The 25,177-nt window shown below is 59.1% G+C and carries 20 protein-coding genes; 14 read left to right on the forward strand and 6 right to left on the reverse strand.

The features are described 5' to 3' along the window. Positions 1-2 precede the first annotated feature (2 nt). The 9 genes from prmA to BM035_RS04500 all read left to right on the forward strand — a co-directional run bounded on the left by prmA (position 3) and on the right by BM035_RS04500 (position 11,861). Positions 3-899 (forward strand): 50S ribosomal protein L11 methyltransferase, encoded by an 897-nt coding sequence (gene prmA / locus BM035_RS04460; protein WP_008170937.1) that lies wholly within the window; start codon positions 3-5, stop codon positions 897-899. Positions 900-960: 61 nt separating this feature from the next. Continuing rightward, on the forward strand, positions 961-2,217 hold the full coding sequence (locus BM035_RS04465; RefSeq protein ID WP_092030463.1) for a DUF3426 domain-containing protein: 1,257 nt from the start codon (positions 961-963) through the stop codon (positions 2,215-2,217). Positions 2,218-2,441: 224 nt separating this feature from the next. Continuing rightward, positions 2,442-3,440, forward strand: coding sequence for a tRNA dihydrouridine synthase DusB (dusB, locus tag BM035_RS04470; protein ID WP_008170935.1), 999 nt, complete (start codon positions 2,442-2,444; stop codon positions 3,438-3,440). Then, on the forward strand, positions 3,437-3,754 hold the full coding sequence (fis, locus tag BM035_RS04475) for a DNA-binding transcriptional regulator Fis (RefSeq protein ID WP_008170934.1): 318 nt from the start codon (positions 3,437-3,439) through the stop codon (positions 3,752-3,754). The genes dusB and fis overlap by 4 nt, the downstream gene beginning before the upstream one ends. 84 nt (positions 3,755-3,838) lie before the next feature. Then, on the forward strand, positions 3,839-5,419 hold the full coding sequence (gene purH, locus BM035_RS04480; protein ID WP_008170932.1) for a bifunctional phosphoribosylaminoimidazolecarboxamide formyltransferase/IMP cyclohydrolase: 1,581 nt from the start codon (positions 3,839-3,841) through the stop codon (positions 5,417-5,419). A 12-nt stretch (positions 5,420-5,431) separates the two neighbouring features. Further along, positions 5,432-6,718, forward strand: coding sequence for a phosphoribosylamine--glycine ligase (gene purD, locus BM035_RS04485; RefSeq protein WP_008170931.1), 1,287 nt, complete (start codon positions 5,432-5,434; stop codon positions 6,716-6,718). A gap of 194 nt (positions 6,719-6,912) precedes the next feature. After that, positions 6,913-9,054, forward strand: coding sequence for a TonB-dependent receptor family protein (locus tag BM035_RS04490; protein WP_092030465.1), 2,142 nt, complete (start codon positions 6,913-6,915; stop codon positions 9,052-9,054). Positions 9,055-9,238: 184 nt separating this feature from the next. Beyond that, complete coding sequence (locus BM035_RS04495) at positions 9,239-10,177, forward strand: alpha/beta fold hydrolase (protein ID WP_092030467.1); 939 nt, start codon at positions 9,239-9,241, stop codon at positions 10,175-10,177. A gap of 109 nt (positions 10,178-10,286) precedes the next feature. Continuing rightward, positions 10,287-11,861, forward strand: coding sequence for a cation:proton antiporter family protein (locus tag BM035_RS04500; protein ID WP_092030469.1), 1,575 nt, complete (start codon positions 10,287-10,289; stop codon positions 11,859-11,861). A gap of 2 nt (positions 11,862-11,863) precedes the next feature. Here the strand turns inward: BM035_RS04500 and senA are convergent, their stop codons facing one another. The 3 genes from senA to BM035_RS04515 form a co-directional block, all read right to left on the reverse strand. After that, the gene (gene senA / locus BM035_RS04505; RefSeq protein ID WP_175497338.1) at positions 11,864-13,255 is read right to left on the reverse strand and encodes a selenoneine synthase SenA; all 1,392 of its coding nucleotides are present in this window, start codon (positions 13,253-13,255) and stop codon (positions 11,864-11,866) included. A gap of 69 nt (positions 13,256-13,324) precedes the next feature. Further along, the gene (locus BM035_RS04510) at positions 13,325-15,139 is read right to left on the reverse strand and encodes an SLC13 family permease (RefSeq protein WP_082220614.1); all 1,815 of its coding nucleotides are present in this window, start codon (positions 15,137-15,139) and stop codon (positions 13,325-13,327) included. Positions 15,140-15,302: 163 nt separating this feature from the next. Continuing rightward, entirely contained in the window at positions 15,303-16,895 is a 1,593-nt protein-coding gene (locus BM035_RS04515; RefSeq protein WP_014578440.1) for an isocitrate lyase, read from the reverse strand. 278 nt (positions 16,896-17,173) lie between these two features. Here BM035_RS04515 and BM035_RS04525 point away from each other — a divergent pair, with 278 nt between their 5' ends. Genes BM035_RS04525 through BM035_RS04535 form a run of 3 tightly spaced genes read left to right on the forward strand, consistent with a single transcriptional unit; the run spans position 17,174 to position 19,417 of the window. Continuing rightward, complete coding sequence (locus BM035_RS04525) at positions 17,174-18,667, forward strand: DUF1538 domain-containing protein (protein ID WP_053113140.1); 1,494 nt, start codon at positions 17,174-17,176, stop codon at positions 18,665-18,667. Then, positions 18,664-19,014: a hypothetical protein gene (locus tag BM035_RS04530; protein WP_014578443.1), complete on the forward strand. Its 351-nt coding sequence runs from the start codon at positions 18,664-18,666 to the stop codon at positions 19,012-19,014. Before BM035_RS04525 ends, BM035_RS04530 begins: the two co-directional genes overlap by 4 nt. Before the next feature lie 13 nt (positions 19,015-19,027). Beyond that, positions 19,028-19,417: a CBS domain-containing protein gene (locus BM035_RS04535; protein WP_014578444.1), complete on the forward strand. Its 390-nt coding sequence runs from the start codon at positions 19,028-19,030 to the stop codon at positions 19,415-19,417. Between the two features lie 7 nt (positions 19,418-19,424). On the opposite strand, the gene BM035_RS04540 is transcribed toward BM035_RS04535, so the two are convergent. After that, on the reverse strand, positions 19,425-21,371 hold the full coding sequence (locus tag BM035_RS04540) for a CASTOR/POLLUX-related putative ion channel (protein ID WP_053113141.1): 1,947 nt from the start codon (positions 21,369-21,371) through the stop codon (positions 19,425-19,427). A gap of 71 nt (positions 21,372-21,442) precedes the next feature. Next, positions 21,443-23,194 carry a C4-dicarboxylic acid transporter DauA gene (gene dauA, locus BM035_RS04545; protein WP_053113142.1) on the reverse strand — a complete coding sequence of 584 codons (1,752 nt, stop codon included), beginning with the start codon at positions 23,192-23,194 and terminating at the stop codon, positions 21,443-21,445. Between the two features lie 112 nt (positions 23,195-23,306). On the opposite strand from dauA, the gene BM035_RS04550 reads away from it, so the two are divergent. Together BM035_RS04550 and BM035_RS04555 are read left to right on the forward strand one after the other, a co-directional pair. After that, the gene (locus BM035_RS04550) at positions 23,307-23,486 is read left to right on the forward strand and encodes a hypothetical protein (protein WP_008173301.1); all 180 of its coding nucleotides are present in this window, start codon (positions 23,307-23,309) and stop codon (positions 23,484-23,486) included. Between the two features lie 88 nt (positions 23,487-23,574). Then, positions 23,575-24,519, forward strand: a complete 945-nt coding sequence (locus BM035_RS04555) for a ChaN family lipoprotein (RefSeq protein WP_008173303.1) — start codon at positions 23,575-23,577, stop codon at positions 24,517-24,519. A 9-nt stretch (positions 24,520-24,528) separates the two neighbouring features. Here the strand turns inward: BM035_RS04555 and BM035_RS04560 are convergent, their stop codons facing one another. After that, positions 24,529-25,062, reverse strand: coding sequence for a macro domain-containing protein (locus tag BM035_RS04560; protein WP_008173304.1), 534 nt, complete (start codon positions 25,060-25,062; stop codon positions 24,529-24,531). Positions 25,063-25,177 lie beyond the last annotated feature (115 nt).

The raw sequence follows: 25,177 nt of genomic DNA on the forward strand, positions 1-25,177 counted from the left end.
TCATGCCCTGGATACAACTCCAGATCCCGGCTGATCCGGACAACGCGGATCAGCTGGAGGATCTGCTCATGGAGATGGGCTCTGACGCCGTCTCCATGGAAGATGCCGCCGACCAGCCCCTCTATGAGCCGGACCCCGGCACCACCCCTTTATGGAGCCAGACAACGGTGACCGGGCTGTTCGATTCCGGCCGGGATATCGAGCAGCTCTGCGCCGATATCCGGGATGCCTGGCACCAGCAAACCCAGCAGGCCCTTCCGGAAATCGACGTCACTCTGGTTGAGGACAAGGATTGGGAACGGGCCTGGATGGACGATTTCCAGCCCCTGAAATTCGGCGAGCGGCTCTGGATCGTCCCGAGCTGGCATGACGCACCTGACCCGGATGCGGCGAATCTGATGCTGGACCCCGGTCTGGCCTTCGGTACCGGCACCCATCCAACCACGGCCCTCTGCCTCGAATGGCTTGATGGCCAGGATCCCCATGGCAAGCAGGTGATCGATTACGGCTGTGGCTCCGGCATTCTCGGCCTTGCGGCCCTGCTCCTTGGCGCAGACCATGTGATTGGTGTCGATACCGACCCGCAGGCCCTCGAAGCCAGCCGGGAAAACGCCCGCCGCAACGGTGTCGAAGACAGCAAGCTGGACCTGTTCCTGCCAGACAACGAGCCCGAGACCAAAGCCGACATCATGCTTGCCAACATCCTGGCCCAGCCCCTGATCGGCCTTGCTCCCCATCTTGCCTCGCGGACCAGGCCCGGCGGCGATCTGGTGCTGTCCGGCATCCTGTCTAACCAGGCCCGGGAAGTAATGGCCGCCTATGAGCCATGGTTCGTCATGGACGAGCCCGAGCAGCGGGAAGAGTGGATACGCCTCACAGGACGGCGCCACGACAGATGACGAAACCGGTCTTAACGACTAAACTCCGAAACTCGTAGCCTAGTCGCTTTCAGGAAGAAGCATGACCCAGAGCAGCCTGCAGACACAGTGCCCGAATTGCCAGACCCGCTTCCGGGTAACCGAAGAACAGCTTGGCATTGCCAAGGGCAAAGTGCGCTGCGGGAACTGCATGAAGGTGTTCAATGCCATTGAGCACCAGGTTATCCCAGGCGGTGGCGAGAAACCACGAACCCCCGCCACCCCGGCACAACCCGCAGGTGCATCATCGCCTGCCGGCTCTACCTCCGGCTCCGGCGTCAGCGAGGAGGATTTTGTCTTCGCCGATAACCCGGAAGAAGATGCGGCGGAAGGGCCTTACGCCGGCACCAAGCTGACCTTCTCCGATGACGAGTTAAGCGATAGTTTCCGCAGCTTTGATGAGCGCGACGAAACAGATTACAAAGACGCTGACACCGACGGCCCCGATGAGCAAGTCGATGAGAGCTGGGCCGAAGCCATTCTTCAGGATGACGAGCCAGCATCCCGAAAACCTTCTGCCCCCCAGCGCCCCGAGCCTGCCCCCGAACCGGAACCTGAAGACACCTCTCCCGAACCGGAGCCGAGGCCAGCACCTCGCCCTGAGCTGAGCCTGGAGGAAGAACCGGTGTTTGAGCAGACCGGAACACCCTCCTCCGCGGCGACCGGGCCGGCCAAAGATTCTGATCCGTTCGATGACTTTGTGGACGAATCCGGTTTCGATTTTGATGAGCCGGAGCGACCGGCCGACGCGTTCCATGCCGACCCGCCCTTCCGGGATCTACGCCGGGAGCCGGTTGCTGTCGATTCCGGTGGAAGTGGCGTCCGCACGATCGTGTGGAGCGTGATTGTACTGGGTCTGATCGGTGTTCTGATCGCCCAGGTAACCTGGTTCCAGTTCGATCGACTGTCGGCCATCCCCGAGCTGCGCCCCTTCTATGAGAAAGGCTGTGAACTGGCCGGCTGCGAACTCAAACCGCTGATCAATGTGGAAGCCATCCAGAGCCGGAAACTGGTGGTGCGGACCGATCCGGATAATCGCTCGCAACTGGTGGTCGATGCCGTGATCATTAACCGGGCCGACTTCGAGCAACCCTTTCCCGCCATTGCCCTCACCTTTTCCAACCTGAATGGCGATGTGGTGGCACAGAGTCTGTTCACGCCTGAGGAGTACCTGGCCGGCGAAGGTCGGGAGCTGGACGCCATGCCCACGGATACTCCCGTTCGCATTGCCATCAACATTCGGGATCCGGGCCGTGACGCGGTGAATTACAACATCCTCTTCCGCCCCCACGCACCCTGATGCCGTAAGCAAGTATTCACTCGACAGCCATTCCCGACGGTCATCGTACAGAACAAAAGTCAACCAGAAAGGGCGAAAAATAATCAGTTTTTTCACCGCCCAGCCCCTTCAATCATTGTCCACCCGGCGGTATCATTACCGCCCTTCGGATGCTGGATCGGTTACTTATTGAACAACCGCTCAGCCCGACCTTTGCTTAACCCGCTGTGACACGGACTCAGATCATGCTGCCAACGGCAAAAATCGGGCCGTACACTTTGCCCAACCCCTTGATTGTTGCGCCCATGGCTGGCGTGACAGACCGCCCTTTCCGTCTTTTGTGCCGGAGGTTGGGCGCGGGTCTGGCGGTGTCGGAGATGGTCATAGCGGACAGCAAACTCTGGCATACGCGCAAATCACAGACCCGCCTGAACCATGAAGGCGAGCCTGAGCCCCGCTCGGTGCAGATTGCCGGCGGCGATCCGCAAATGCTGGCCGATGCCGCCCGTCAGAATGCGGAATTCGGCGCCCAGATCATCGACATTAATATGGGCTGCCCGGCCAAGAAGGTCTGTAACAAGGCCGCCGGTTCCGCCCTGATGAAAGATGAAGCCCTGGTTCGCGACATTCTGGAGTCGGTGGTTCAGGCGGTTGATGTCCCAGTCACCCTCAAGATGCGAACCGGATGGGACCGGGAAAACCGCAATGCACTGGTTATTGCCCGAATGGCGGAGGATGCCGGCATTCAGGCAGTGGCCATTCACGGTCGGACCCGTGCGGACAAATACGAGGGCAATGCCGAGTACGACACCATCGCCGATGTGAAATCCCGCATCAGCATTCCGGTGTTTGCCAACGGGGATGTTACATCGCCTGAGAAAGCCCGGGACGTCCTTCGCCATACCGGCGCCGACGGCCTGCTGATTGGCCGCGCTGCCCAGGGCAGCCCCTGGATTTTCCGGGAAATCCGGCATTTCCTGGAAACCGGTAGCCACATGGCCGCACCGGAGCTTGATGAGGTCGAGGAAATTCTGACCGAGCATCTCCAGGCGTTGCATGCTTTCTATGGTGAGACCATGGGCGTGCGTATTGCCAGAAAACACGTGGGCTGGTACCTGCAGTCCCACGATCCGGGTAAACAGTTCCGCAAACGCTTCAACGCGATCGACGATGCGCTGGAGCAGAGAGACACGATTCAACGGTATTTTGCAGGCTTACGAAATGGAGAGGTATTCGCAGCATGAGCGCTGAGACTTTGGCAAACGACAACCTGAGCACCCCGGCCAACGATGATATCCATCAGTTGCAGACGGTGAACAGCAGCGGCAACACCGTCACCCTGCGCGACAGCGTTGAGGTCGCCCTGAAAAACTACTTCGCCCAACTGGACGGCGCTCCGGTGACCGAGGTCTACCAGCTGGTGCTTTCCGAAGTGGAAGCCCCGCTGCTTGAACAGGTGATGAAATACACCCGCAACAACCAGACCAAGGCCTCCACCATGCTGGGCCTGAACCGCGGGACCCTGCGCAAAAAGCTGAAGCAGTACGGTCTGCTATAATCCAGACACCCTGATTTGAAGAGGGCCTCCCGGACACCATTCGCGAGGCCCTTATTCGTTCATCTCCAGCGAAGAAAGTGACCCATGGCAAACCAGGCTAACACCTCCGTCCGTCGCGCTTTGATCAGCGTGAGTGATAAAACCGGCATCGTCGATTTCGGCCGTGCCCTGACCGAACGCGGCGTTGAGCTGCTCTCCACCGGTGGCACTTACCGGCTCCTGAAAGAAAACAGCATCCCGGTAACCGAAGTCTCCGACTACACCGGCTTTCCCGAGATGATGGATGGCCGTGTAAAAACCCTGCACCCGAAGATTCATGGCGGGATTCTCGGGCGCCGGGGCACTGACGATGCGGTGATGTCCGAGCATGGCATTAGCCCTATCGATATGGTTGTGGTCAATCTCTACCCCTTCGAGGAGACCGTTGCAAAGCCGGACTGTGATCTGGCGACCGCTATCGAGAACATTGATATCGGCGGTCCGACCATGGTTCGCGCTGCTGCCAAGAACCACAACGACGTCGCCATCGTGGTCAACGCCAGTGATTACAGCCGGGTCCTCAAGGAACTGGAGGCCAACGATGGCCAACTGACCTACAGCACCCGGTTCGATCTGGCCGTAAAAGCGTTTGAGCACACCGCTGGCTACGATGGCGCCATCGCCAACTATCTGGGCGGCCGCACGCCGGATAACGACAACGCTGATTTCCCCCGCACCTTCAACGCCCAGTACGTGAAGGTCCAGGACATGCGTTATGGCGAAAACCCGCATCAGCGCGCCGCATTCTACGCCGAGCGCAACCCCAAGGAAGCCTGCGTGGCCACGGCCAAACAGCTTCAGGGCAAGGAGCTCAGCTACAACAACGTGGCCGATACCGATGCCGCCCTGGAATGCGTGAAGCCTTTCGCGGATCCGGCCTGCGTGATCGTCAAACATGCCAATCCCTGTGGTGTGGCGATCGGCGCCGATATCCGTCAGGCCTACGACCTGGCGTTCGCCACGGACCCCACATCGGCTTTTGGTGGCATCATCGCCTTCAACCGTGAGCTGGATGCGGAAACTGCCAAAGCCATCATTGATCGCCAGTTTGTGGAAGTGATCATCGCGCCGACCGTTGCTCCGGAAGCAGTGGAACTGGTAGCCGCAAAGAAGAACGTGCGTCTGCTTGCGTGCGGCGAGTTTGACGGCGACCGTGCCCGTTCCATGGATTACAAGCGTGTAACCGGTGGTCTGCTCGTTCAGGACCGGGACCTGGGCATGGTGGCCATGGAGGACGTCAAGGTGGTCACTGAGCGCCAGCCCTCCGAGCAGGAACTCAACGACCTGTTGTTTGCCTGGGAAGTGGCTAAATACGTCAAATCCAACGCCATTGTCTATGCCAAGGCGGGTCGCACCATCGGCGTCGGCGCTGGCCAGATGAGCCGTGTTTACAGCGCGAAGATTGCCGGTATCAAGGCCGCCGACGAGGGCCTGGAAGTGAAAGGGTCGGTCATGGCGTCCGATGCCTTCTTCCCGTTCCGCGACGGCATTGACGCTGCTGCGGCGGCTGGTATCACCGCTGTCATCCAGCCTGGTGGCTCCATGCGCGATCAGGAAGTGATTGATGCGGCCAACGAACACGGCATCGCGATGGTCTTCACCGGCATGCGCCACTTCCGGCACTGAGGGGTTATCACCATGAATATTCTCGTTATTGGCTCCGGCGGCCGCGAACACGCCCTGGCCTGGAAAGCCGCGCAATCCCCCAAGGCAGACCGTGTTTTCGTGGCGCCCGGCAACGCCGGCACGGCACGGGAAACCGGCCTGGAAAATGTCGACATCGACGTGATGGACCTGGACGGTCTCGCCAACTTCGCTGCCACCAACCACGTTGGACTTACCATCGTCGGCCCGGAAGCGCCGCTGGTCGCAGGCATCGTCGACAAATTTGAGCAGCGTGGCCTGAGGGTTTTCGGCCCGAGCGCCGGCGCTGCCCAGCTTGAGGGCTCCAAGGCTTTCACCAAGGATTTTCTGGCACGCCACAAAATCCCGACAGCCGGCTACGGCAACTTCACTGATGTGGACGAAGCCCTGGCCTATGTTCGCCAGCAAGGCGCTCCAATCGTCGTCAAAGCCGACGGCCTGGCTGCCGGTAAAGGCGTGATCGTTGCGATGACCCTGGAAGAAGCCGAAGATGCCATCCGCGACATGCTGGCCGGGAACGCGTTTGGTGATGCCGGTAGCCGTGTCGTCATCGAAGAGTTTCTGGAAGGCGAAGAAGCCAGCTTTATCGTGATGGTGGATGGCGAGCACGTTCTGGCCATGGCCACCTCCCAGGATCACAAACGCGTGGGCGACGGCGACACCGGTCTCAATACCGGTGGCATGGGCGCCTACTCGCCGGCCCCGGTGGTGACCGCGGATGTTCATCAGCGCATCATGGATGAAGTGATCTATCCGACCGTGCGCGGCATGGCGGCCGAGGGCCATCCCTATAAGGGGTTCCTCTACGCCGGCCTGATGATTGACAACAGCGGCACCCCCAAGGTGATCGAGTTCAACTGCCGTTTTGGCGACCCGGAAACCCAGCCGATCATGCTGCGGATGAAGTCGGACCTTGTGGAACTCTGCGACGCGGCCATCGACGGCAAGCTCGACCAGTGCGATTCCGAATGGGATGACCGCGCCTCCGTCGGTATCGTGCTGGCAGCCGGGGGTTACCCGGGCAGCTATAACAAGGGCGACGCCATTTCCGGCCTGCCGGACACCGAGACCGAAGGCGAGAAAGTGTTTCACGCCGGCACCCGTCTCAACGGAGACCAGGTGGTTACCAACGGCGGTCGGGTGCTCTGCGCCACGGCTCTGGGCAATACCGTCACCGAAGCACAGAAGCGTGCGTATGAGCTGGCCTCCCGGATCCGGTGGGATGGCGTGTTTTATCGCAAGGACATCGGCCACCGCGCCATCGGCCGCGAGACCCACTGAGCCTGGCCGACCGATCCGATCCTATTCTCAATCCCCGGCCGACCGGGGATTTCTTCGCCTGACCTGACACCTGCCTGCTTCATAAGCACTGACTATTGACTTTATAGTTACGGAACCGTAAAGTTTCGCCCGAACGTAATAGCAATGATTGTCACTTACATTTAGAAAAACAAATGGTAATGGAGATTAACCACATGTTTAAACCTTCCCGCTTATCACTGGCCGTGGCTGTCAGCCTTGCCCCGGGCGCCAGTTGGGCAGTCGGCGATGATCAGCCCCAGATGCTTGAACCCATGGAAATCATTGGCGATGCGTCCGCAGCCCAGACCTTGCCAGGGTCAGGCTACGTCGTTGGTGAGGCGCAGTTGAAAACCGAGGTTGAGACCGACATCAACCAGGTGCTGAAAACCGTCCCGGGCGTCTATGTGCGGGAAGAAGAAGGCCTGGGCCTGCGCCCCAATATCGGCATCCGCGGCGCCACGGCCGAGCGCAGCAGTAATATTACCCTGATGGAAGATGGCATTCTGATCGCACCGGCGCCCTACTCCAATCCGGCCGCCTATTATTTTCCGACACTGAAGCGCATGTCCTCGCTGGAAGTACTCAAGGGTGCCCCGCTGCTGCGCTATGGCCCGCAAACCACCGGTGGTGTCATCAACCTGATTTCCACACCCATTCCCGATCAGCGGCAGGGCTATGTTGAGACAGTCACCAACGACCGCGGCTCCACCGACGTTCACGCAACCTATGGTGACACGGCCGGCGACTGGGGCTACCTGCTTGAGACCGTCCAGCGCTCCGCGAAAGGCTTCAAGGAGATTGACCGCAGTAACCGCGATACCGGCTTTGATATCGAGGACTATGTCGGCAAGCTGCGCTGGCAGGGAGAGCGCCAGAGCGTGACCGCCAAGCTGCAATACTCCGAGGAAACCTCCAACTCCAGTTACCTCGGCCTGACCGATGCGGACTTCAGCCAGGATCCGAACCGGCGTTACGGGTTGTCCAGCATCGACCAGATGAACAATACCCACTCCGGTATCAGCCTGACCCATCAGTTCGACTGGAGTAATACCGTAAGCAGCACGGCCACCCTCTATCGCAACGACTTCAAGCGGAACTGGTTCAAGCTCAGCGGCGGCGGAAGCATCATCGACTCGGCAAACGGCGGCGACGCCAATGCCCAGGGTATTCTGGACGGCACAGTTGACGCCAGCGGCCTGGATTACAAAAACAACGCCAGGGACTACCTGTCCGAGGGCGTGCAGGTAAACTTTGATGTCGACATGGGCAGCCACCAGTTTGATTTCGGCGCCCGCTACCACGAAGATGAAATGGATCGTTTCCAGCCGGTCGATGTTTATGACCAGGTCAACGGCTCTCTGGTGTTCCAGAACACTGTCGCCCCCACGGGCAGCAATAATCGCTTTGAGACCGGCGAAGCCCTGAGCTTCTGGGCGCTCGACACCTGGCAGGCGACGGACAAGCTCAGCGTTAACCTCGCCCTGCGCTACGAGGATGTACAGACCAGCCGCACCCAATACGCGGATCCCGGCCGCACAACCGTCGACAGCACCCGCGCCAATGACAGTGCTGAACTCCTGCCCGGCGCTTCCTTTACCTATGACCTGTCCCAAAGCTGGCAGGTTCTGGGTGGCGTGCACCGGGGTTTCTCCCCTCTCGGAGGTGGTGCCAAGGCAAACGAAGATCCGGAAACCAGCAAGAACTGGGAGGCCGGCCTCCGGTACTTTGGCAATGCGTTCTTCGCGGAAATGATCGGCTTCTACAGCGACTTCTCCAACAAGGCCGAAAACTGTTCCGTGGGCTCGCCGTGCAGCAATGGCGCCACCTCTGGCAGTTTTGTAACCGGCGAGGCTGAAATTTCCGGTGTTGAGTTCCAGCTCCAGACCGGCACCCGGGCAGGCGAGTTCTACCTTCCGGTCAGCCTTACCTACACCTTTACCCAGGCGGAAATCAGCAAGGACAATGCCGCTTCGGGCCTGAAAAAAGGCGAGCAGCTCAAGGACGTACCTGAAAACCAGATGAGCTTCCGGACAGGCATGGAACACCCGAGTGGCTGGGACAACTACCTTGTGGCCACCTACGTCGATGAGATGTGTGTCAGCGCGGGATGCAACAACACCGCCACGAAACTGGACGAGACCGAGTCCCTGTTCCTGGTCGATTTCATCAGCCGCTACGCACTGACCGCCAGTGCCGATGTCTTCCTGAAAGTGGACAACCTGTTCGATGAACAGCAAATTGTCTCACGTTTGCCCGATGGCGCCATGGCGAACCTGCCGCGCACCGCTTCACTGGGGTTAAGCGTTAATTTCTGACGAATGACCGGTTTGGCCTGGTTTCCGGGCGAACCCGCTGTGAATGGCCCACTGATGAGACCCGGCCCGTTGGCCGGGTCTTTTTTTATGCCGGGCAGGGGAAGCAATTCCCATTCTCCGGCCCGAGAGTAAGGTAGACTGCGGACACAAAGTTCCGACCACATCGCCCAAAGGAGTCCCTTCGATGCGCCGCCCGTCACCGGTATACCTGCTGATCATACTGGCCGCTTCCCTGCTGTTCAGTGCCTGCTCTCGTCAGGACATCTACCAGACCGCGATTGATTTTGAACGATCATCGGCGGGTCTGGAGGCGGCGAGCGTGGCAGTGGGCAACCTTGACATCGCCTATCTCAGGAACCAGGAAATGAGCGCAGGCGACACCATCGTCATGATCCATGGCTTCGGGGCCAACAAGGACAACTGGACCCGTCTGGCCGGCCACCTGACCGACGACTTCAATGTCTATGCGATCGATCTGCCGGGGCATGGTGACAGCAGCAAGCCCCTCGACATCGGCTACCGCCTGGAAGATCAGGCCGGTTATGTCGCACGCATCCTCGACGCGCTGTCGGTTGATGAGGCACACGTCATGGGTAACTCCATGGGCGGGGCGATTACCGCGCTTTACGCCGCCAATCATCCGGACAAGGTGCAATCAGCGGTACTGTTCAGTCCCGCCGGCATCCTGGAATACGAGAGCGAACTGGTGGATCTGGTTAAGGCCGGTGACAACCCCCTGATTCCGAAACAGCCCGGTGACTTTGAACGCCTGATGGACTTCGCACTGGAGAAAAAACCGTTTGTGCCCTGGCCCATTATGGGCGTGCTGGAGGAGCGCGCCATCGCCAACCGGGAGGTCAACGAGGTCATCTTTGCCGCCATTCGCGATGCCGGTTCCGGGGCAGATTTCCGCAATGCCATCACCCGGATCAAGGCGCCGGTACTGGTCGTCTGGGGCAAGGAAGACCGGGTCATCAACTACCGTAACGGTGAGATCTTTGAGGCGGCGATACCCGATGCCTGGCTGGAGGTGATGGAGGGAATCGGCCACGCGCCGATGCTGGAAGCCCCCGAGGAGTCCGCACAACTGTTCCGGCAATTTATCGGGCCGCCGGCGGAGTAAACCGGATTTCCGCAAAAGTCATGGAATTCCGCCCTCAGCGACTACAAGGGCATGGGAAAACAGGGTAGCCTAGCAAGCATTATGCCCCTGACCTCTGAACTGACCACTCATGCCTGAAGCAATCTGGATAACTTTTGCCTTTGGTCTTGGCCTTCTGGTCAAGCTTGTGGGGCTCCCCCCTCTCGTCGGTTACCTGGCCGCGGGTTTTGTTCTGAGCGGCATTGCCGAAACAACCGGCGTCGTGATCGAAGAGACCGACGTCCTTGAGCGAATTGCGCACCTGGGTGTATTGCTTCTGCTGTTCACGGTGGGGCTCAAGCTGAAACTCCGGTCCGTGGTCAGCCCGGAGGTGATTGGTGGAAGCCTGCTGCATTTCGGGATCACCTGCGCCATCTTTACGCCGGGCCTCTATCTGCTGATGGAACTGTCCTGGAAGACCGCCTTTCTGCTGGCCATCGCGCTCTCGTTCTCATCTACCGTACTGGCCGCCAAGGTCCTGGAATCCAAGCGGGAGCTGCGAGCCTTTCACGGCCGAGTGGCCATTGGCATCCTGATCATGCAGGATCTTATCGCCCTGGTCGTGATGAGCGTGGCCGCCGGGCAGACGCCCTCGCAATGGGCACTGATTATCTTTGGCCTGCCCCTGCTACGCCCTGTGCTGTTCCGCCTGCTGGATGCCAGCGGCCACGACGAACTGCTGGTCCTGCTCGGGCTCTTGCTGGCACTTGTCATTGGCGGGCTGGGCTTCGAATCCGTTGGCCTGAGCTCGGAGCTGGGGGCACTGGTGTTCGGTGCCATGCTGGCGAATCATCCGCGATCCCAGGAACTCTCCAAGTCGCTCTGGAGTGTAAAAGAGGTTTTTCTGGTGGGGTTCTTCCTGCAGATTGGCATTGGCGGCCTGCCCGATGGGGAGGCCCTCCTGTTCGCGGTCATCGCTGGCCTGGTGCTGCCGCTCAAAGGCATCCTGTTCTTTTTCCTGCTACTGGCGTTCCGGTTGCGGGCCCGCAGTGGCTTCCTGAGTTCGCTGGCCCTGACCAACTACAGCGAGTTCGGGCTGATTGTCGCGAGTGTTGCGCTACCCGAATGGCTGGTTCCGCTGGCGATTTCGGTGTCGCTCTCGTTTGTCTTTTCCGCGCCACTCAACCGCTTCTCCCACACGCTTTACGAGCGTTTCGCCCATGGCCTCAGCCGCTATGAGGGCAGCAAACACCATCCGGATGAACAGCCCCTGTCGCTGGGCGATACGCGGGTCCTGATCATGGGAATGGGGAGAACGGGCACCGCTGCCTACGATTGGCTGAGGGAGAAGCAGCCGAAACTGATGGGCCTGGATTCCGATCCGGCAAAGGCCGCCCAGCACCAAAAGGAAGGGCGTAACGTGGTCTTCGCGGACGCCGAGGATGCCTCCTTCTGGAACGGTCTGCACATGCCCGCCATTGAATCGGTGATCCTGGCCATGGGCGACATCGAGGGCAAACTGATTGCTGCGCGCACGCTCAGAACGATGGGATTCAAGGGCTTTATCGTGGCTCACACCATGTACCAGGATGAAGCAAGACAGATTCAGGAAGCCGGCGCCGACGAGGCCTACCTGACCATGAGCGAGACCGGTGTCGCCCTGGCCAGCCACCTGATGGACAGGACACCCGCGAAACCCTCCCTGATTGTCGGCAAATCCGTGTAGCCTCAACACCCAGGGCGGCCACGTGGCGACTCCTCGTCAAGCGCGCAGGTGCGAAACCCGGTATAGACGTCGTTGCGTACCGGCAGGTAAGCCTGGCGATAGGTGCCGCGAATCAGGCAGGAGGAGGTGGCGCAACCGCCCCCGCGGGTCACCTTGTGATCACCGAACTGCAGGGTCGACATGAACGGGTACATATCCACCCTGAAGCCGTCGTAGGGGAAGAACTGGCTGCTGGTCCACTGCCAGACCGTGCCCGTCATCTGGCGGCAGCCAAAGGGGCTGTCGCCGGCCGGGAAATCAAACACCGGATTCTGTGCCATGGCACGGCCATTCAAATCAGCGCGTTGCTCATCCGGCGCCGTGTTGCCCCAGGGAAAACGCCGGAACGGCTTGCCCGGGCGATTACCAAGGGCGGCCACCTCCCATTCAAACTCCGTGGGCAAACGACGCCCCGCCCACCGGCACCAGGCTTCAGCCTCCCAGAACGTCACATGAGTGACCGGTGCATCCGGATTGAGCGGCTGCCAGCGATCGAACACCCGCTCCTGCCACTGCTCATCATGCCAGCGCCAGTAAAGCGGGTGGCGGGGCGCCCGTAAAAGAGGCTCGTCACTGCCGTGAACCAGGGCAACATCGGTTTCGGTCTCGAGCCATTTCCGCCCGCCAAAAGACCAGAGCTCTGGCCGCCGATAGCCACCGTCTTCCACAAACTGCATAAATTCCCGGTTGCTGACCAGACATTTTGAAATTGCGAACGATTCCAGCGTCACGGTAAACCATGGCTTTTCATTGTCGAAGGCAAAATCGTCACTGGCGTACTGCCCGGACTCACCCGGCATCCCGATCAACCACTCTCCTGCCGGAACATAGGCGTCTCCCTGATGCGAGTCACCTGGCGCCGGTCGGTAAAAATCAGTACCCGGCGGAGCCGGGTAGCCGACGGTCTGACGGCACCAGATCATAGACTCGATGTGCATGTTCTGGTGGTAGATTGCGTAGCGGTAGAGGTAACGGGCCTGGTCGGTTAACGGTTGCTTCTCAATCCGCTCGGCCACGCGGTCATAGATGAGATTGAAATAGTCGAGGGTTTTCTGCCGCCCGGGAAACAACTCCCGGTTCCATCTATCCCGGTGTTCGATGTGGAACGAATCCCACAGGTCGTCCATGGCAGGATCATGGCTCGGTGTGCCATCCAGCAGGTTGAAGACGAAGACTTCGTAAAAGAAGGCCGCATGCCCCATTTCCCAGAGCGGTGGATTGACGCCCGGATGGTAGGGAACGTCCAGCGCGGTCTCGGGAAGAGAACACACGAGAGTCTCGGTTCGCTTCCTTGTCCATTCAAGCTGCTCCAGCAATTCCGACTTTGCCAGATCGATTTGCTCAATAACTGTCATCGTGCCAGTCACCCATCAAAACAGATGACTAACAGCATAACAGAGAGTACAGACACCGGTTAAACGGCGTCACGCCCAGACCGCCAGAATGACCGGCACAGCTACCACGGTCACGAGGAGAGACAGCGGCAGCCCCAGCCGCCAGTAGTCCCCAAAGCGATAACCTCCGGGCTCCATAACCAGAGCATTGGATTGATGCCCTACCGGGGTCAGAAAGGCGCAGGAGGCGCCAACCGCCACCGCCATCAACATGGCATCGGCGGCAATGCCAAGCTGCCCGGAAAGACTCAAGGCAATCGGCGCAACCAGGATGGCCGCTGCCGCGTTGTTCACAACGTTCGACAGCAGCATTGTGCCCGTGAGGACAATGGTAACAACCACCCAGGCATCGCCTCCGGAACCCAGCATCAGCATCCAGGACGCGATCAATTCTGCCCCACCGGTAGTCTCAAGGGCCTGCCCCACAGGAATCATGGCGGCCAGCAGCACGATAACGGGCCAGTCAATCGCCCGGTAGGCTTCCTGGTTGCTAAGAACCTTGCTGAGAACCATGACCACGGCGCAGGCGACCAGCGCGACGGGGGGCGATAACCAGCCAACCACAATCAATGCTATGGCGGCGATAAAAAGGCCGCCAGCCAGAAGGGAGTTGCGCTCCCTGCCAAACCGGAGACCCCGCTCGGCCAGGGGCAGGCAGCCGAGCCCCTGAAGCGTGACACTCAAGGTTTCCTCCTCGCCCTGGACCAGAAGGATGTCGCCAGCCTGAAAACGAATATCACCCAGACGTCGCTGCAACCGCTGACCCTGACGCGCAATCGCAACGATGTTGAGACCGTTCTGCTCGCGAAGATTGAGCCTGTTGGCGGTTTTTCCGATCAGCCCCGATTCCGGCGTGATGACCGCTTCGATCAAACGCACGTCGCCCTCAGACAGGGACTTTTCGCCCGGCTTTCCCGACTCTGGTTCTTCCTGATCGGACGCTTCTGAAGAGGCTTCCTCCACTCTCGCCAACTCGAGCCCGGTGCTGTCCAGAAAGTCCTGCAAGGCATCGGTATCCGCTTCCACCAGGAGCAGATCATCGCCGCGCAGGACGGAGAACGTAGAGGGAGCCAGCGACCGCTTGTCATCCCGGATAAGCGCCAGAACCACGACGTCCTTCTCGGCATCGGCGCGCGTCAGAAGCCCATGAAGGGTTGCCCCAACGTGGGAGGAATCCTCAGGCACCCGAAGCTCGGTAACATAGTCGCCCACACTGAACAGCTTGCCACCGTCGTCGGGCTTACCCCGCCGCGGCGTCAGTCGCCACCCGACCAGCGTGATAAAGCCAATGCCTGCCAACGTAATGGCAAGGCCCACCGGTGCGAAGTCAAACATGCCGAACGAACCAGCTTCCCGATAACTGGCAATGATGATGTTCGGAGGCGTGCCAATCAGTGTCATGGTTCCCCCGAGCAGGGAACCAAATGCCAGGGGCATCAGCAGCAGCGAGGGCGACCGCCCGGCTTCCCTGGACATCCAGACCGCCACCGGCATCAACAGTGCGAGTGCACCAACGTTGTTGATAAACCCCGAGCAAAGGGCCACCACTGAAGTCAGCATCAGCACCTGCAGCGTCGGCCTGTGCCCGACCTTTCCAAGCAGCCTGGCCAGGCGGTCAACCACACCGCCGTTGACCAGCCCCTGGCTGATCACCAGAACCGCCGCCACCGTGACAACCGCGGGATGGCCAAAGCCGTCGAACAGCTGATCCACAGGCACGATCCCGGCAATCGAGACAGCAAGAAGCGCGATCAGGGCGACCAGATCGAACCGGATTCGGTTCCAGACGAACAGCACCAGGGCGATACCCAGTATCGAAAAAACAATGGCCTGATCCGTGTTCAACACCTTCCCTCCGGTTGGCACCGAGCTTGTTTCTCTTCAGGTTACAGTATCGAACACATCACGAGCGATACACCAAATATCCTCGCCTCAACGAAAAAACCCCGCCGAGGCGGGGTTTTTGTGGCTTCCGGATTACTCCGGAAGAGACAACTGAACTGTTCTATTAACCGAACTGGTTCATGGTATTGTCTTTACCACCGGCCTTCAGGGCCGCTTCACCAGCGAAGAATTCCTTGTGGTCGTCACCGATGTTGGAACCAGCCATGTCCTGGTGCTTAACGGTAGCGATACCCTGACGGATTTCCTTGCGCTGTACACCAGCCACGTAGGCCAGCATGCCTTCGTCACCGAAGTAACCCTTGGCCAGGTTGTCGGTAGACAGGGCCGCGGTGTGGTAGGTCGGCAGGGTGATCAGGTGGTGGAAAATACCCGCTTCACGTGAACCGTCACGCTGGAAGTTACGGCACCACTCGTCGGCCAGCTGACCCAGCTCGGTGTTGTCGTACTCTTCGCTCATCAGCTTGGCGCGGTCGTAGGCAGAAACGTCCTTGCCTTCTTCCTTCCATGCGTCGAATACCTGCTGACGGAAGTTCAGAGTCCAGTTGAAGGACGGGCTGTTGTTGTAAACCAGCTTGGCGTCGGGAACCACTTCCTTGATGCGGTTAACCATGGCTGCAATCTGGCCAACGTGCGGCTTCTCGGTTTCGATCCACAGCAGGTCAGCACCGTTCTGCAGGCTGGTGATGCAATCCAGAACCACACGGTCTTCGCCAGTACCCGGCTTGAACTGGAACAGGCCAGACGCCAGACGCTTCGGACGAACCAGCTGACCATTCTGCTTGATCACAACGTCGCCGTTGTTGATGTCTTCTGCCTTCTCGATCACTTCACCGTCGATGAAGCTGTTGTACTGGTCGCCCAGATCGCCCGGCTCGTTGGTCACGGCGATTTTCTGAGTCAGGCCAGCGCCCAGGGAGTCAGTACGGGCAACGATAACACCGTCGTCCACACCCAGCTCCAGGAACGCCAGACGAACGGCGTTGATCTTGGACAGGAAGTCGGCGTGGGGAACCGTTACCTTGCCGTCCTGGTGACCACACTGCTTCTCGTCAGAGACCTGGTTCTCGATCTGGATACAGCAGGCACCGGCTTCAATCATCTGCTTGGCCAGCAGGTAAGTCGCTTCGGCGTTACCGAAACCAGCGTCGATGTCAGCGATGATCGGAACAACGTGAGTTTCGTGGTTGTCGATCTGCTTGATCAGCTCTTCAGCCTTGGCGTTGTCGCCGGCATTCTCGGCTTCTTCCAGGGCACGGAACAGGTGGTTCAGTTCCCAGGCATCCGCCTGACGCAGGAAGGTGTAGAGCTCTTCGATCAGGCCAGATACGGCAGTCTTCTCGTGCATGGACTGGTCAGGCAGCGGACCGAACTCGGAACGCAGTGCAGCAACCATCCAGCCGGACAGGTACAGGTAACGACGCTTGGTGGTGCCGAAGTGCTTCTTGATGGACAGCATCTTCTGCTGACCGATGAAGCCGTGCCAGCAGCCCAGGGACTGGGTGTACTGGGAAGTGTCCTTGTCGTAGTTCGCCATGTCTTCGCGCATGATCTTGGCGGTGTACTTGGCGATGTCCAGACCAGTCTTGAACTTGTTCTGGGCGCGCATGCGAGCGGCGTGCTTCGGGTTGATGGCGTTCCAGGTCGGGTGCTGCTTCAACAGGGAAGCGATCTGGTCAACGTCTTGTGCGTAGGGCATGGTCTCAATCCTTTCTACGTTGGTTTTCTAAGTCGATGCGGAGAAGCGTACAGCCACTTCCGAAGCCAACAACCTGCTCACTTTTTGAGCGAAGCGCTGACGTTGATGGTTACTTTAGTGGTTTCAAATTTATAATTGAAATTTATATGATCTATTTTCGGCATTTTCCTGGTGAATGGTAAGAACCCCTTATTCTTGAGTTGGATCAACATCGGAAAAGTGGCTATTGTTACTGTTAACAGTGAGCAAGCATCACCCGACCCCATCAGGCGCAAACAGTGTTCTACCTGCGAGCTTTCAGCCACTCCCTTGTGCATGCCCTGAAGAACCTGTTTCCGATCATCGCCGTCGTTGTCTTCTTCCAGCTTGTTATTCTCCGGCAAATGCCGGACAACACGTTTGCGATGGCAGCGGGTCTGCTGATCGTGGCTGTCGGCGTTGCCCTGTTCCTCCAGGGCCTTGAGCTGAGCATCTTCCCGGTTGGCAAAAGTCTGTCCAATCAGTTTGCCCGCAGGGGCTCTGTGCCGGTTCTGCTCTCGTTCGGCTTCGCAATGGGCTTTTCTGCGGTGGTGGCAGAGCCGGCACTGATTGCCGTGGCCCAGCAGGCGGAGGAAATCAGCGAGGGCAAGATAAAGGCCCTGACACTCAGGATACTGGTGGCCGTTTCCGTTGGCCTCGTCGTTGCCCTGGGCGTGTTCAGAACCATATTTGGTTACCCGCTGCACTGGTTCATGATCATCGGTTACATCGTGGTGGTGATCATTACCTGGTTCGCGCCACCCGAGATTGTTGGTCTTGCCTACGATTCAGGTGGCGTGACCACCAACATCGTCACCGTTCCCCTGATTGCCGCCCTGGGCATTGGTCTCGCGGCTTCCATTCGGGGTCGAAACCCCTTGTTGGACGGCTTCGGACTGGTTGCCCTCGCGGTGATGGTTCCCATGATTACCGTTCAGCTTTACGGGATTTTTGTCTATTCCGGTGTTACCACCGATCCGACCACGGTGCCAACCCTGGTACACAATGGAACCGCCGATCAGACTCCCGTTCTGCTGACGATGCTGCTCGATCTTGCCGGCATGATCCGGGATGTACTTCCGATCATTATCACCATCCTTTTTTTCCAGTACCTGGTGTTGCGCCGGGGGCTGACCAACCCGCGCAAGATCCTGTTCGGGTTTGCGCTGGTGGTGCTCGGTCTCTATGCCTTCGTGGTCGGTCTGAAACTCGGCCTGTTCCCGATCGGCACCAGTATGGCCCGGCAACTGATGAGCATGGAGGGCTTCGTCTTTGTCTATCTCTTCGCCTTCATGATCGGGTTCGCCACCACCATGGCCGAACCCGCGTTGATCGCAATCGGACACCAGGCGGAACAGGCCGCGGCCGGTACCATAAACGGCAATGCCATCAGGATTATCGTGGCGGTCGGGGTCGCTGTCGGGATCACCCTCGGCGTCCACCGGATCATCAGTGGCGACTCCATTCACCATTACATCATTGGCGGCTATATTCTGGTCATCATCCTGACCGCGCTGGCCCCGAGATACATCATCCCGCTGGCGTACGATCTTGGCGGGGTTACCACCTCCGAGGTTACCGTACCTCTGGTAACCGCACTGGGTATTGGTCTGGCCAGCAGCATTGAAGGCCGTAACGTGCTGATCGACGGGTTCGGCCTGATTGCCTTCGCCTCCATCTTTCCGATCGTGACGGTGATGGGCTACGCCATCATTGTTGAAATGCTTGCCAAGCAGAGGAAAACAGACTCATGAAATTTTCGGTTCTGGTAGCAATTGTTCCAGAGGATCAGGAACAGGACTGCGTTAATGCCGCGAGGGACCTTGGCGCCGGTGGTATCACGGTGATTCCCGGCCGCGGCATCAGCAACACCGCGAAAAAAACCTTCTTCGGCCTGACCTACGACGGCAGCCAAAGCGTTCTGCTGATGGTGCTGGAGAAGGGCCTCTCGCTCGATATTCTGAAGGTTATCCAGAAGATACTCATGCCCGACCATAACGATTCCAGGGGACTGGTGTTCACACTTCCCCTGGAACACCTGGGCGGGATCGACATGTCCCAGGTCGCAAAATTCGAACAACATCTGAAAGATTCACTGTAACCGGAGAACAGCCATGAAACTGGTCAAAGATGTGATGGTGCGGGATGTAATGACCATCTCTCCGTTTGCCAGCATCCGTGAGGCGCTGTCACAGATGAAACAGCACTCTGTGAAATCGCTGGTGGTGGAGAAAACGAGCGAGCACGATGCCTGGGGTCTGATCACCTATACCAACGTGCTAAAAACGGTTATTGCCGAAGACGGCGACATCGACCTTCTGAACGTTTACGACGCCTGCGCCAAGCCTGTCATCAGCGTTGGCGAGAATCTGAACGTCCGACACGCTGCCAGCCTGATGAGCAAATACCGGGTAAAGCGCCTTCTGGTGCTGGCCGACAATGATCTCAAAGGCTTTGTGGTCATGGACGACATCATGGCGGCCCTGCTCGACAGCATCGACTGACCGGCATTCAGGTCATGCAAAGCACCACCAACCGGTCACCCGGCTGTAACTCAAGGTAGTCCTTGCGGGGCGGGTTCAGCTGCAGGTGGCGCTCGCTTTCATTGGCACGGTGCCGAAATATCCCGAGTGCCAGTTCACCTTCGGCCGCCACCGTTTTTTCCAGCACCTGAAACGTCGCACTGGCGGGCAAAGGGTAATCCGCCGGATCCCGGAACTGGATCTCGGCACCGCCAACGGTGAACAGTTCATCCAGCACGATGCGAAGCTCGCGCCGCAACGCCACCTGCGCCAGAACATGACTGAGAATCATGGGGCTGATCATCATCTCGCTCTGATGCCCATCCAGCAGGTGCCGGTTGTCGGGGTCGCTCAACTCCATGATCAGTTGAGGCCTCCGGGCAAAATCGGCCAGGATGTCCTCAAGCTGCAGGTACCCCACCATCGCCCGGGCATCGGCCTCTTCACCAGAAGCCAGCCGGTCACTGCTCAGCAGGATCACGGTATCGTAGCCCGCCGGCCCTATCCGGCGGAGCTCCCCCTCCACCATGTAGTCCGCCTCGATATGCCGACAGGTCAGGCGGTCCGAATTGTCGACATAGCGTGCAATGGCCTGTTCCCGTTCGGCTTTGGGAACCACGGAGACCAGATCCACCTCAAAATGACGGTGGCCATAGCTGAGGAACTCCGCGATCAGGCTGGGCACGCGTCGGTTCCAGCCTAAGACCAGAACCCGGTGATTCATCTGGTCCACGGGCCGCTCAACCCGCACCGCCTGCCCTCTCACCAAGGCAGGCAAGGGCGCCTTTTTGGGATTCGGCTCGGTCTCGGAGTAATCCCGGGCCATGATGACCACCCGATCAGCCGATGCAATGGGTGAGTCTGAGGGCGCCAGCAACTGGACGTCCCATCCTGAACCGCTGGGTTTCAACAGCCCCAGCACGATGACTTCGGGCCGGGCGGCCGCCAGCTCGCCCAGCGTCATGCCTGCCAGCGACTCGCCTCCGCGGATATAGATCTCGTTACCCTCACCGGCTGTCAGCAGCTCGTTGAACACTTCAGACAGGCCAGGATGAAGGATGTTCTGCACCATCAGGCGACTGATGGTGGCATCGCCTGCCACGACCTCCACGGCCCCGGGGTAGGCCCGCTCTATCACCGGGAGTTTGCGGACGTCCTGGATCTCGGCCACCACAAACGGCAACGAGGACTGAAAATGCCTTGCCTGCGCGGCTATGGACAGCAGCGCCTTGACCGTCTCCACGTCCGATGTGACCAGGCTGCCAGCTTCGTGGGCCGCGCTGGGCACGATAACCGCCGCTGCATCCAGGCAAGCCACCCGGTGCAGGGCATCCGGCTGGATTGCGGATCCCGATCGCAGGATGATCTGGCGGGCCCGGCGCCCGATACCAGGCTCGGTGCGCAACTCATGAACCTGGGCTGCAGACGCCTCCTCAGACAACACCACGAGGTTGAGCTTCTGGGCATCGTGCTTTTCCAGAAAACGGCGCACCCGGCCACTGGAGCCCAACAGCTCGGAGAGCAACGGGAGGGTCTGGCTGGTCCAGCCCAGCACCACCACATGATTCTTCAGCGTAACCGGCGTAAGGCCTCTCTCAAGATCCGCCATTTTAGCGATCAACCACCGTGTCAGGATCGCCACCAGAGTGCCCATGAACACCACATAGCCGCTAATAGTCAGCAGGGTCGAAACAAAGCGCTGCCAGGTGCCAACGTCGTCACCCAGGTAACCTGGATCGGTCAACCGAAGAAACGCCCACCAGATTGCAGAGCCCGGATCTTCGAAGTCGCCGCCCTGGGGAACCACAAGCAGGCCACCGATTAACGAGATCAGGCCAATGAAGACACCGACCACGAGAAGCTGAAATCCCGCGCCTTTGACGAGCTGGCGTTCCAGTATGAATTTGACTCGGTCGATCAGCCGGAAAGGCAGCATGGCAGTCCTCTTGAAGAGAGTATTTTCGTCGCGTCAGGGTAGACCATCCGGAAACGGATGGAATCAGGTTTTTATCCGGAAGCCCGATCAGTTTCAGACGCAGGGCAACTGATCAGACGCAAAGCTTCGTCCAGGGAGGAAGTATAGCGGCTAACGCCAGCTATCGGCGCAACCCCGGCACGAGCGAGGGTGCGCAAAGGCTGGAACTGAAGATCGGCAATCACAATCTGTGTACCGTCCCGTTCACAGGTAGCAATAAGCTTGTTCAAAGCGGACAGCCCGCCGGCATCGAGAATCGTCACGCCGTCCATGTACAGAATGAATCCGCGGGCGTTCCGGGCGAGCACTGCCAGTTCCCCGAAAATCCGGTCCGCAGCGGCAAAAAACAGGGGGCCGTTTATCTTGAACACCTGCCAGCCATCGGGCAGCCGGGATTCTGCAATCCGTTTGCTCTGGGTGATATCTGTAACCCGGGTCATCTGGGCCATTTCCCGCATGAACAGGACCGCCGCCAACAGGACGCCGGTGGTGATGGCAATGACCATGTCGAGCAATACCGTCAGTGAAAAGCAGGTGAGAAAAACCAGGATGTCGCTGCGCGGCGCGGTTTTCAGAAGATGCAGGGACTTGGGGGCCTCACTCATATTCCAGGCCACCATCACCAGCAGGGCGGCCATGGCCGGCATGGGAAGATACGCCAGCAGGCCCGCCAGCGAAACCAGCGCCAGCAGAACGACCAGCGAATGCACCATTGCGGAGACCGGCGACTCGGCGCCGGCCCGGTAGTTGGCCGCCGAGCGGGCGATGGCGGCCGTGGCGGTAATGCCGCCGAAAAACGGCGTGATGATGTTGCCAAGGCCCTGCCCCATGAGCTCGCTGTTGGCGCTGTGGCGTTTGCCAGTCATGCCATCAAGCACCACGGCGCACAGGAGAGACTCGATGGCCCCAAGCATGGCAATGGCAAAAGCTGCCGGCAGCAGATCCCGGACCAGCGACCATGACAGCCCGACGGGCTCGCCCGATGCCCCTGCCTGCTGCCACGGCCAGGCGAATTCCGGCAAGAACGGCGGAATACCCGCTCCCTCGGTGCCGTCCGGCAGGAGATAACTGAACCTTGAACCAATGGTATCGATAGCAGCACCCTGGGCATTCAACCAGAGCGTAAGCAGGCTTCCGATCACCACCGCTGGCAGATGCGGGGGCACCGGGGTTTTCAGGCGTGGCCAGAGCAACATGCAGGCAAGGGTGACACCGGCCACCAGGGTACTCATACCATCAAATTCCGGCAGCGCACCGGTCAGCAGGGCCAGCTTGTCCCAATAATGCTCGGGCATATCGCCAACCTGAAGGCCCAGAAAATCCCGGATCTGCAGGGTGGCAATCACCACGGCGATCCCCCCGGTAAACCCGAGGGTTACCGATTCTGGAATGTATTCGATAAAACGACCCAGTCGCATCAGAGCCATCAGAATCAGCAAAACGCCCGACATCAAGGTGGCCAAAAGCAGACCGCCCAGCCCATAGCTCTGGGCGATGGGGTACAGAATGACAACGAAAGCAGCGGTGGGGCCGGAGATGCTGAACCGGCTGCCACCGGTCAATGCGATCACAAACCCGGCAATAATGGCGGTGTAGAGGCCGTACTGGGGTGCAACACCACTGGCGATCGCCAATGCCATGGCCAGGGGTATGGCAATAATGCCCACCGTCAAACCCGCCATCACATCGCGCAGGAAACGGCGGCCCCGGTAGGGCTCATCAATACACGCTTCCCGGAATGCGTGGGCCATCCGGAGAGAAAAAAGGTGGGCTCGATGCGGCATGGGTGACTCGTTAATTGCAACTTTTAACGACTAATTATATGCTCATTATATCTACATTCAATGTTAATACGGTTAACATCATCGAAAGCCACCCGAGGTAAAGAAAAACCCAATGGAAAACCGCACTGCCCGCCTGACGTTGCTGATCGATCCCGAGAAAAAGGCCGCCTTTGAAGAACTGTGCAAGCAGGAAGATGTGACGCCATCCCAGAAAGTGCGCCAGTTCATTCGGGAATACGTGGAAGAAAGACTGGGATCGGACTGGCGCGAAGATCGTAAAAAGAAATCCTGACGGGGTTCATTACGTAAAGACTATGATGAAACCTATCGCGCCAATCCTGCTGTTTGCCACTTTGTCTGTTATGAACGGATGCACTGCCATGCCTTCATCGAAAGCCCCCGACACGCTGAATTCGGCACCGCAAACCCAGTACGATGCCCTGCTCGTAAACCCGGCAAACAAGACCGCGCTGACTCCGGAAGAACTGGCGCAGCAACTAGCCGACGTCGATGTTGTGGTTGTCGGGGAATACCACGGGCACCATGGCTCACACCTTCTGCAATCCCGGCTTCAGAGCGCCCTGTTTCGGCTGCGGCCGGAGCAGATTCTCAGCATGGAGCAGTTCAACCTGGATCGTCAGGACGAACTGAACCGTTATCTGCGGGGAGAGACGGGCGAAACCGAAATGATCGAAGACGCCGAAGCCTGGGACAATTACCGTGCCTCCTATCGTCCATTGGTGGAGTTTGCACGCCGGCACGACCTTCCGGTGATCGCGTCCAATGCGCCGGCCGACGTGGTCCGCTGCGTTGGCCGCAAGGGCCCGGGCTATCTCGACCGTATTTCAGACACCTTGAGACAGAAATTACCCGCCAAACCCTTCATGGACACCCCGGAATACCGGGAAAAGTTCATGGCGGCCATCGGTGCAAGCCACCAGGCAGACGACACCATGAGCGAGCGGATGGACAACACCTACAAGGCCCAGTTGCTCAGGGACAACGCCATGGCAACACGTATTCTTCAGGCGCGGACAGAGCACCCGGAGCACCAGGTACTGCACGTGACTGGCACCTTTCACAGTGAAAATGGCCTGGGCACCGTGGCGCTTCTGAAACAGCGCGCGCCTGAAATCTCGGTCGCCATCGTAAGCCCGGCTTTCTGGCCTTGGGACGTCAACGAAGCGCCCCTGGAGAATAATCGCGCCAAGGGTGATTTCATCTACTTTATCCAGCCTCTGCCCGACGAATTCCGGGACGCCCAGCGGGAACGTGAGGCGATGACAGCCCGCTTTCGCCGCTCGACCGACAAAAGCTGTGACTGAAACGGCCGGCTACCGGCCTGACAGGCCCGATTCCAACTCAAGTGCCTGTTCAAACACCTTCCGGTCCTCGTCGCTGAACAGCACAAACCGGACAAGGCGAACAGAGTTGAGCTCCGCCAGCGTGTCAGACACCGCCTTCATGGCCACTGCCGCCGCATCCTGCAGTGGATAGCCGAAAACCCCGGTGGAGATGGCAGGAAAAGCGATGGACGTCAGCTTATGCCGATCTGCCAGCAACAGGGCATTTCTGAAACACTCAGCCAGCAAACGGTCGGATGGCTCGTCGACCCCGTAAACCGGCCCCAGACAGTGGATTACGTGTTGGTTTGGCAGCTCGTGAGCCGAGCTGATGACTGCCTGCCCCGGCCTGATCGGCGCCAGAGCCCGGCACTCCTCTGCCAGCCCCGGTCCGGCGGCGCTGTGTATGGCGCCTGCCACGCCACTCCCTGGCAAAAGTTCGGCGTTGGCGGCATTGACGATCACATCCATATCCTGCTGTTCAGCAATGTTTCCTCTGATGCACTCAACTTTCACAACCGTCATGTTTCCTTCCTTTTCGCTTGGGGCGTGAAACGCTAATCTTGACCATGACCTCAGGATAGCAGCCAGACACCGGACGCTTTCCGGAACATTCCGGTGACGTAATACAGGGACACCC

The sequence above is a fragment of the Marinobacter sp. DSM 26671 genome (assembly GCF_900112835.1).
Lineage (GTDB): Bacteria > Pseudomonadota > Gammaproteobacteria > Pseudomonadales > Oleiphilaceae > Marinobacter > Marinobacter flavimaris.

Coding starts and splice junctions, on each gene's coding strand:
- dusB (WP_008170935.1), top strand. CDS start 2,442: ATGCTGCCAACGGCAAAAATCGGGCCGTACACTTTGCCCAACCCCTTG.
- BM035_RS04555 (WP_008173303.1), top strand. CDS start 23,575: ATGCCTTCATCGAAAGCCCCCGACACGCTGAATTCGGCACCGCAAACC.
- BM035_RS04560 (WP_008173304.1), bottom strand. CDS start 25,062: ATGACGGTTGTGAAAGTTGAGTGCATCAGAGGAAACATTGCTGAACAG.
- senA (WP_175497338.1), bottom strand. CDS start 13,255: ATGACAGTTATTGAGCAAATCGATCTGGCAAAGTCGGAATTGCTGGAG.
- BM035_RS04495 (WP_092030467.1), top strand. CDS start 9,239: ATGCGCCGCCCGTCACCGGTATACCTGCTGATCATACTGGCCGCTTCC.
- BM035_RS04540 (WP_053113141.1), bottom strand. CDS start 21,371: ATGCTGCCTTTCCGGCTGATCGACCGAGTCAAATTCATACTGGAACGC.
- BM035_RS04550 (WP_008173301.1), top strand. CDS start 23,307: ATGGAAAACCGCACTGCCCGCCTGACGTTGCTGATCGATCCCGAGAAA.
- BM035_RS04535 (WP_014578444.1), top strand. CDS start 19,028: ATGAAACTGGTCAAAGATGTGATGGTGCGGGATGTAATGACCATCTCT.
- BM035_RS04490 (WP_092030465.1), top strand. CDS start 6,913: ATGTTTAAACCTTCCCGCTTATCACTGGCCGTGGCTGTCAGCCTTGCC.
- dauA (WP_053113142.1), bottom strand. CDS start 23,194: ATGCCGCATCGAGCCCACCTTTTTTCTCTCCGGATGGCCCACGCATTC.
- BM035_RS04465 (WP_092030463.1), top strand. CDS start 961: ATGACCCAGAGCAGCCTGCAGACACAGTGCCCGAATTGCCAGACCCGC.
- prmA (WP_008170937.1), top strand. CDS start 3: ATGCCCTGGATACAACTCCAGATCCCGGCTGATCCGGACAACGCGGAT.
- BM035_RS04500 (WP_092030469.1), top strand. CDS start 10,287: ATGCCTGAAGCAATCTGGATAACTTTTGCCTTTGGTCTTGGCCTTCTG.
- fis (WP_008170934.1), top strand. CDS start 3,437: ATGAGCGCTGAGACTTTGGCAAACGACAACCTGAGCACCCCGGCCAAC.
- purH (WP_008170932.1), top strand. CDS start 3,839: ATGGCAAACCAGGCTAACACCTCCGTCCGTCGCGCTTTGATCAGCGTG.
- purD (WP_008170931.1), top strand. CDS start 5,432: ATGAATATTCTCGTTATTGGCTCCGGCGGCCGCGAACACGCCCTGGCC.
- BM035_RS04530 (WP_014578443.1), top strand. CDS start 18,664: ATGAAATTTTCGGTTCTGGTAGCAATTGTTCCAGAGGATCAGGAACAG.
- BM035_RS04515 (WP_014578440.1), bottom strand. CDS start 16,895: ATGCCCTACGCACAAGACGTTGACCAGATCGCTTCCCTGTTGAAGCAG.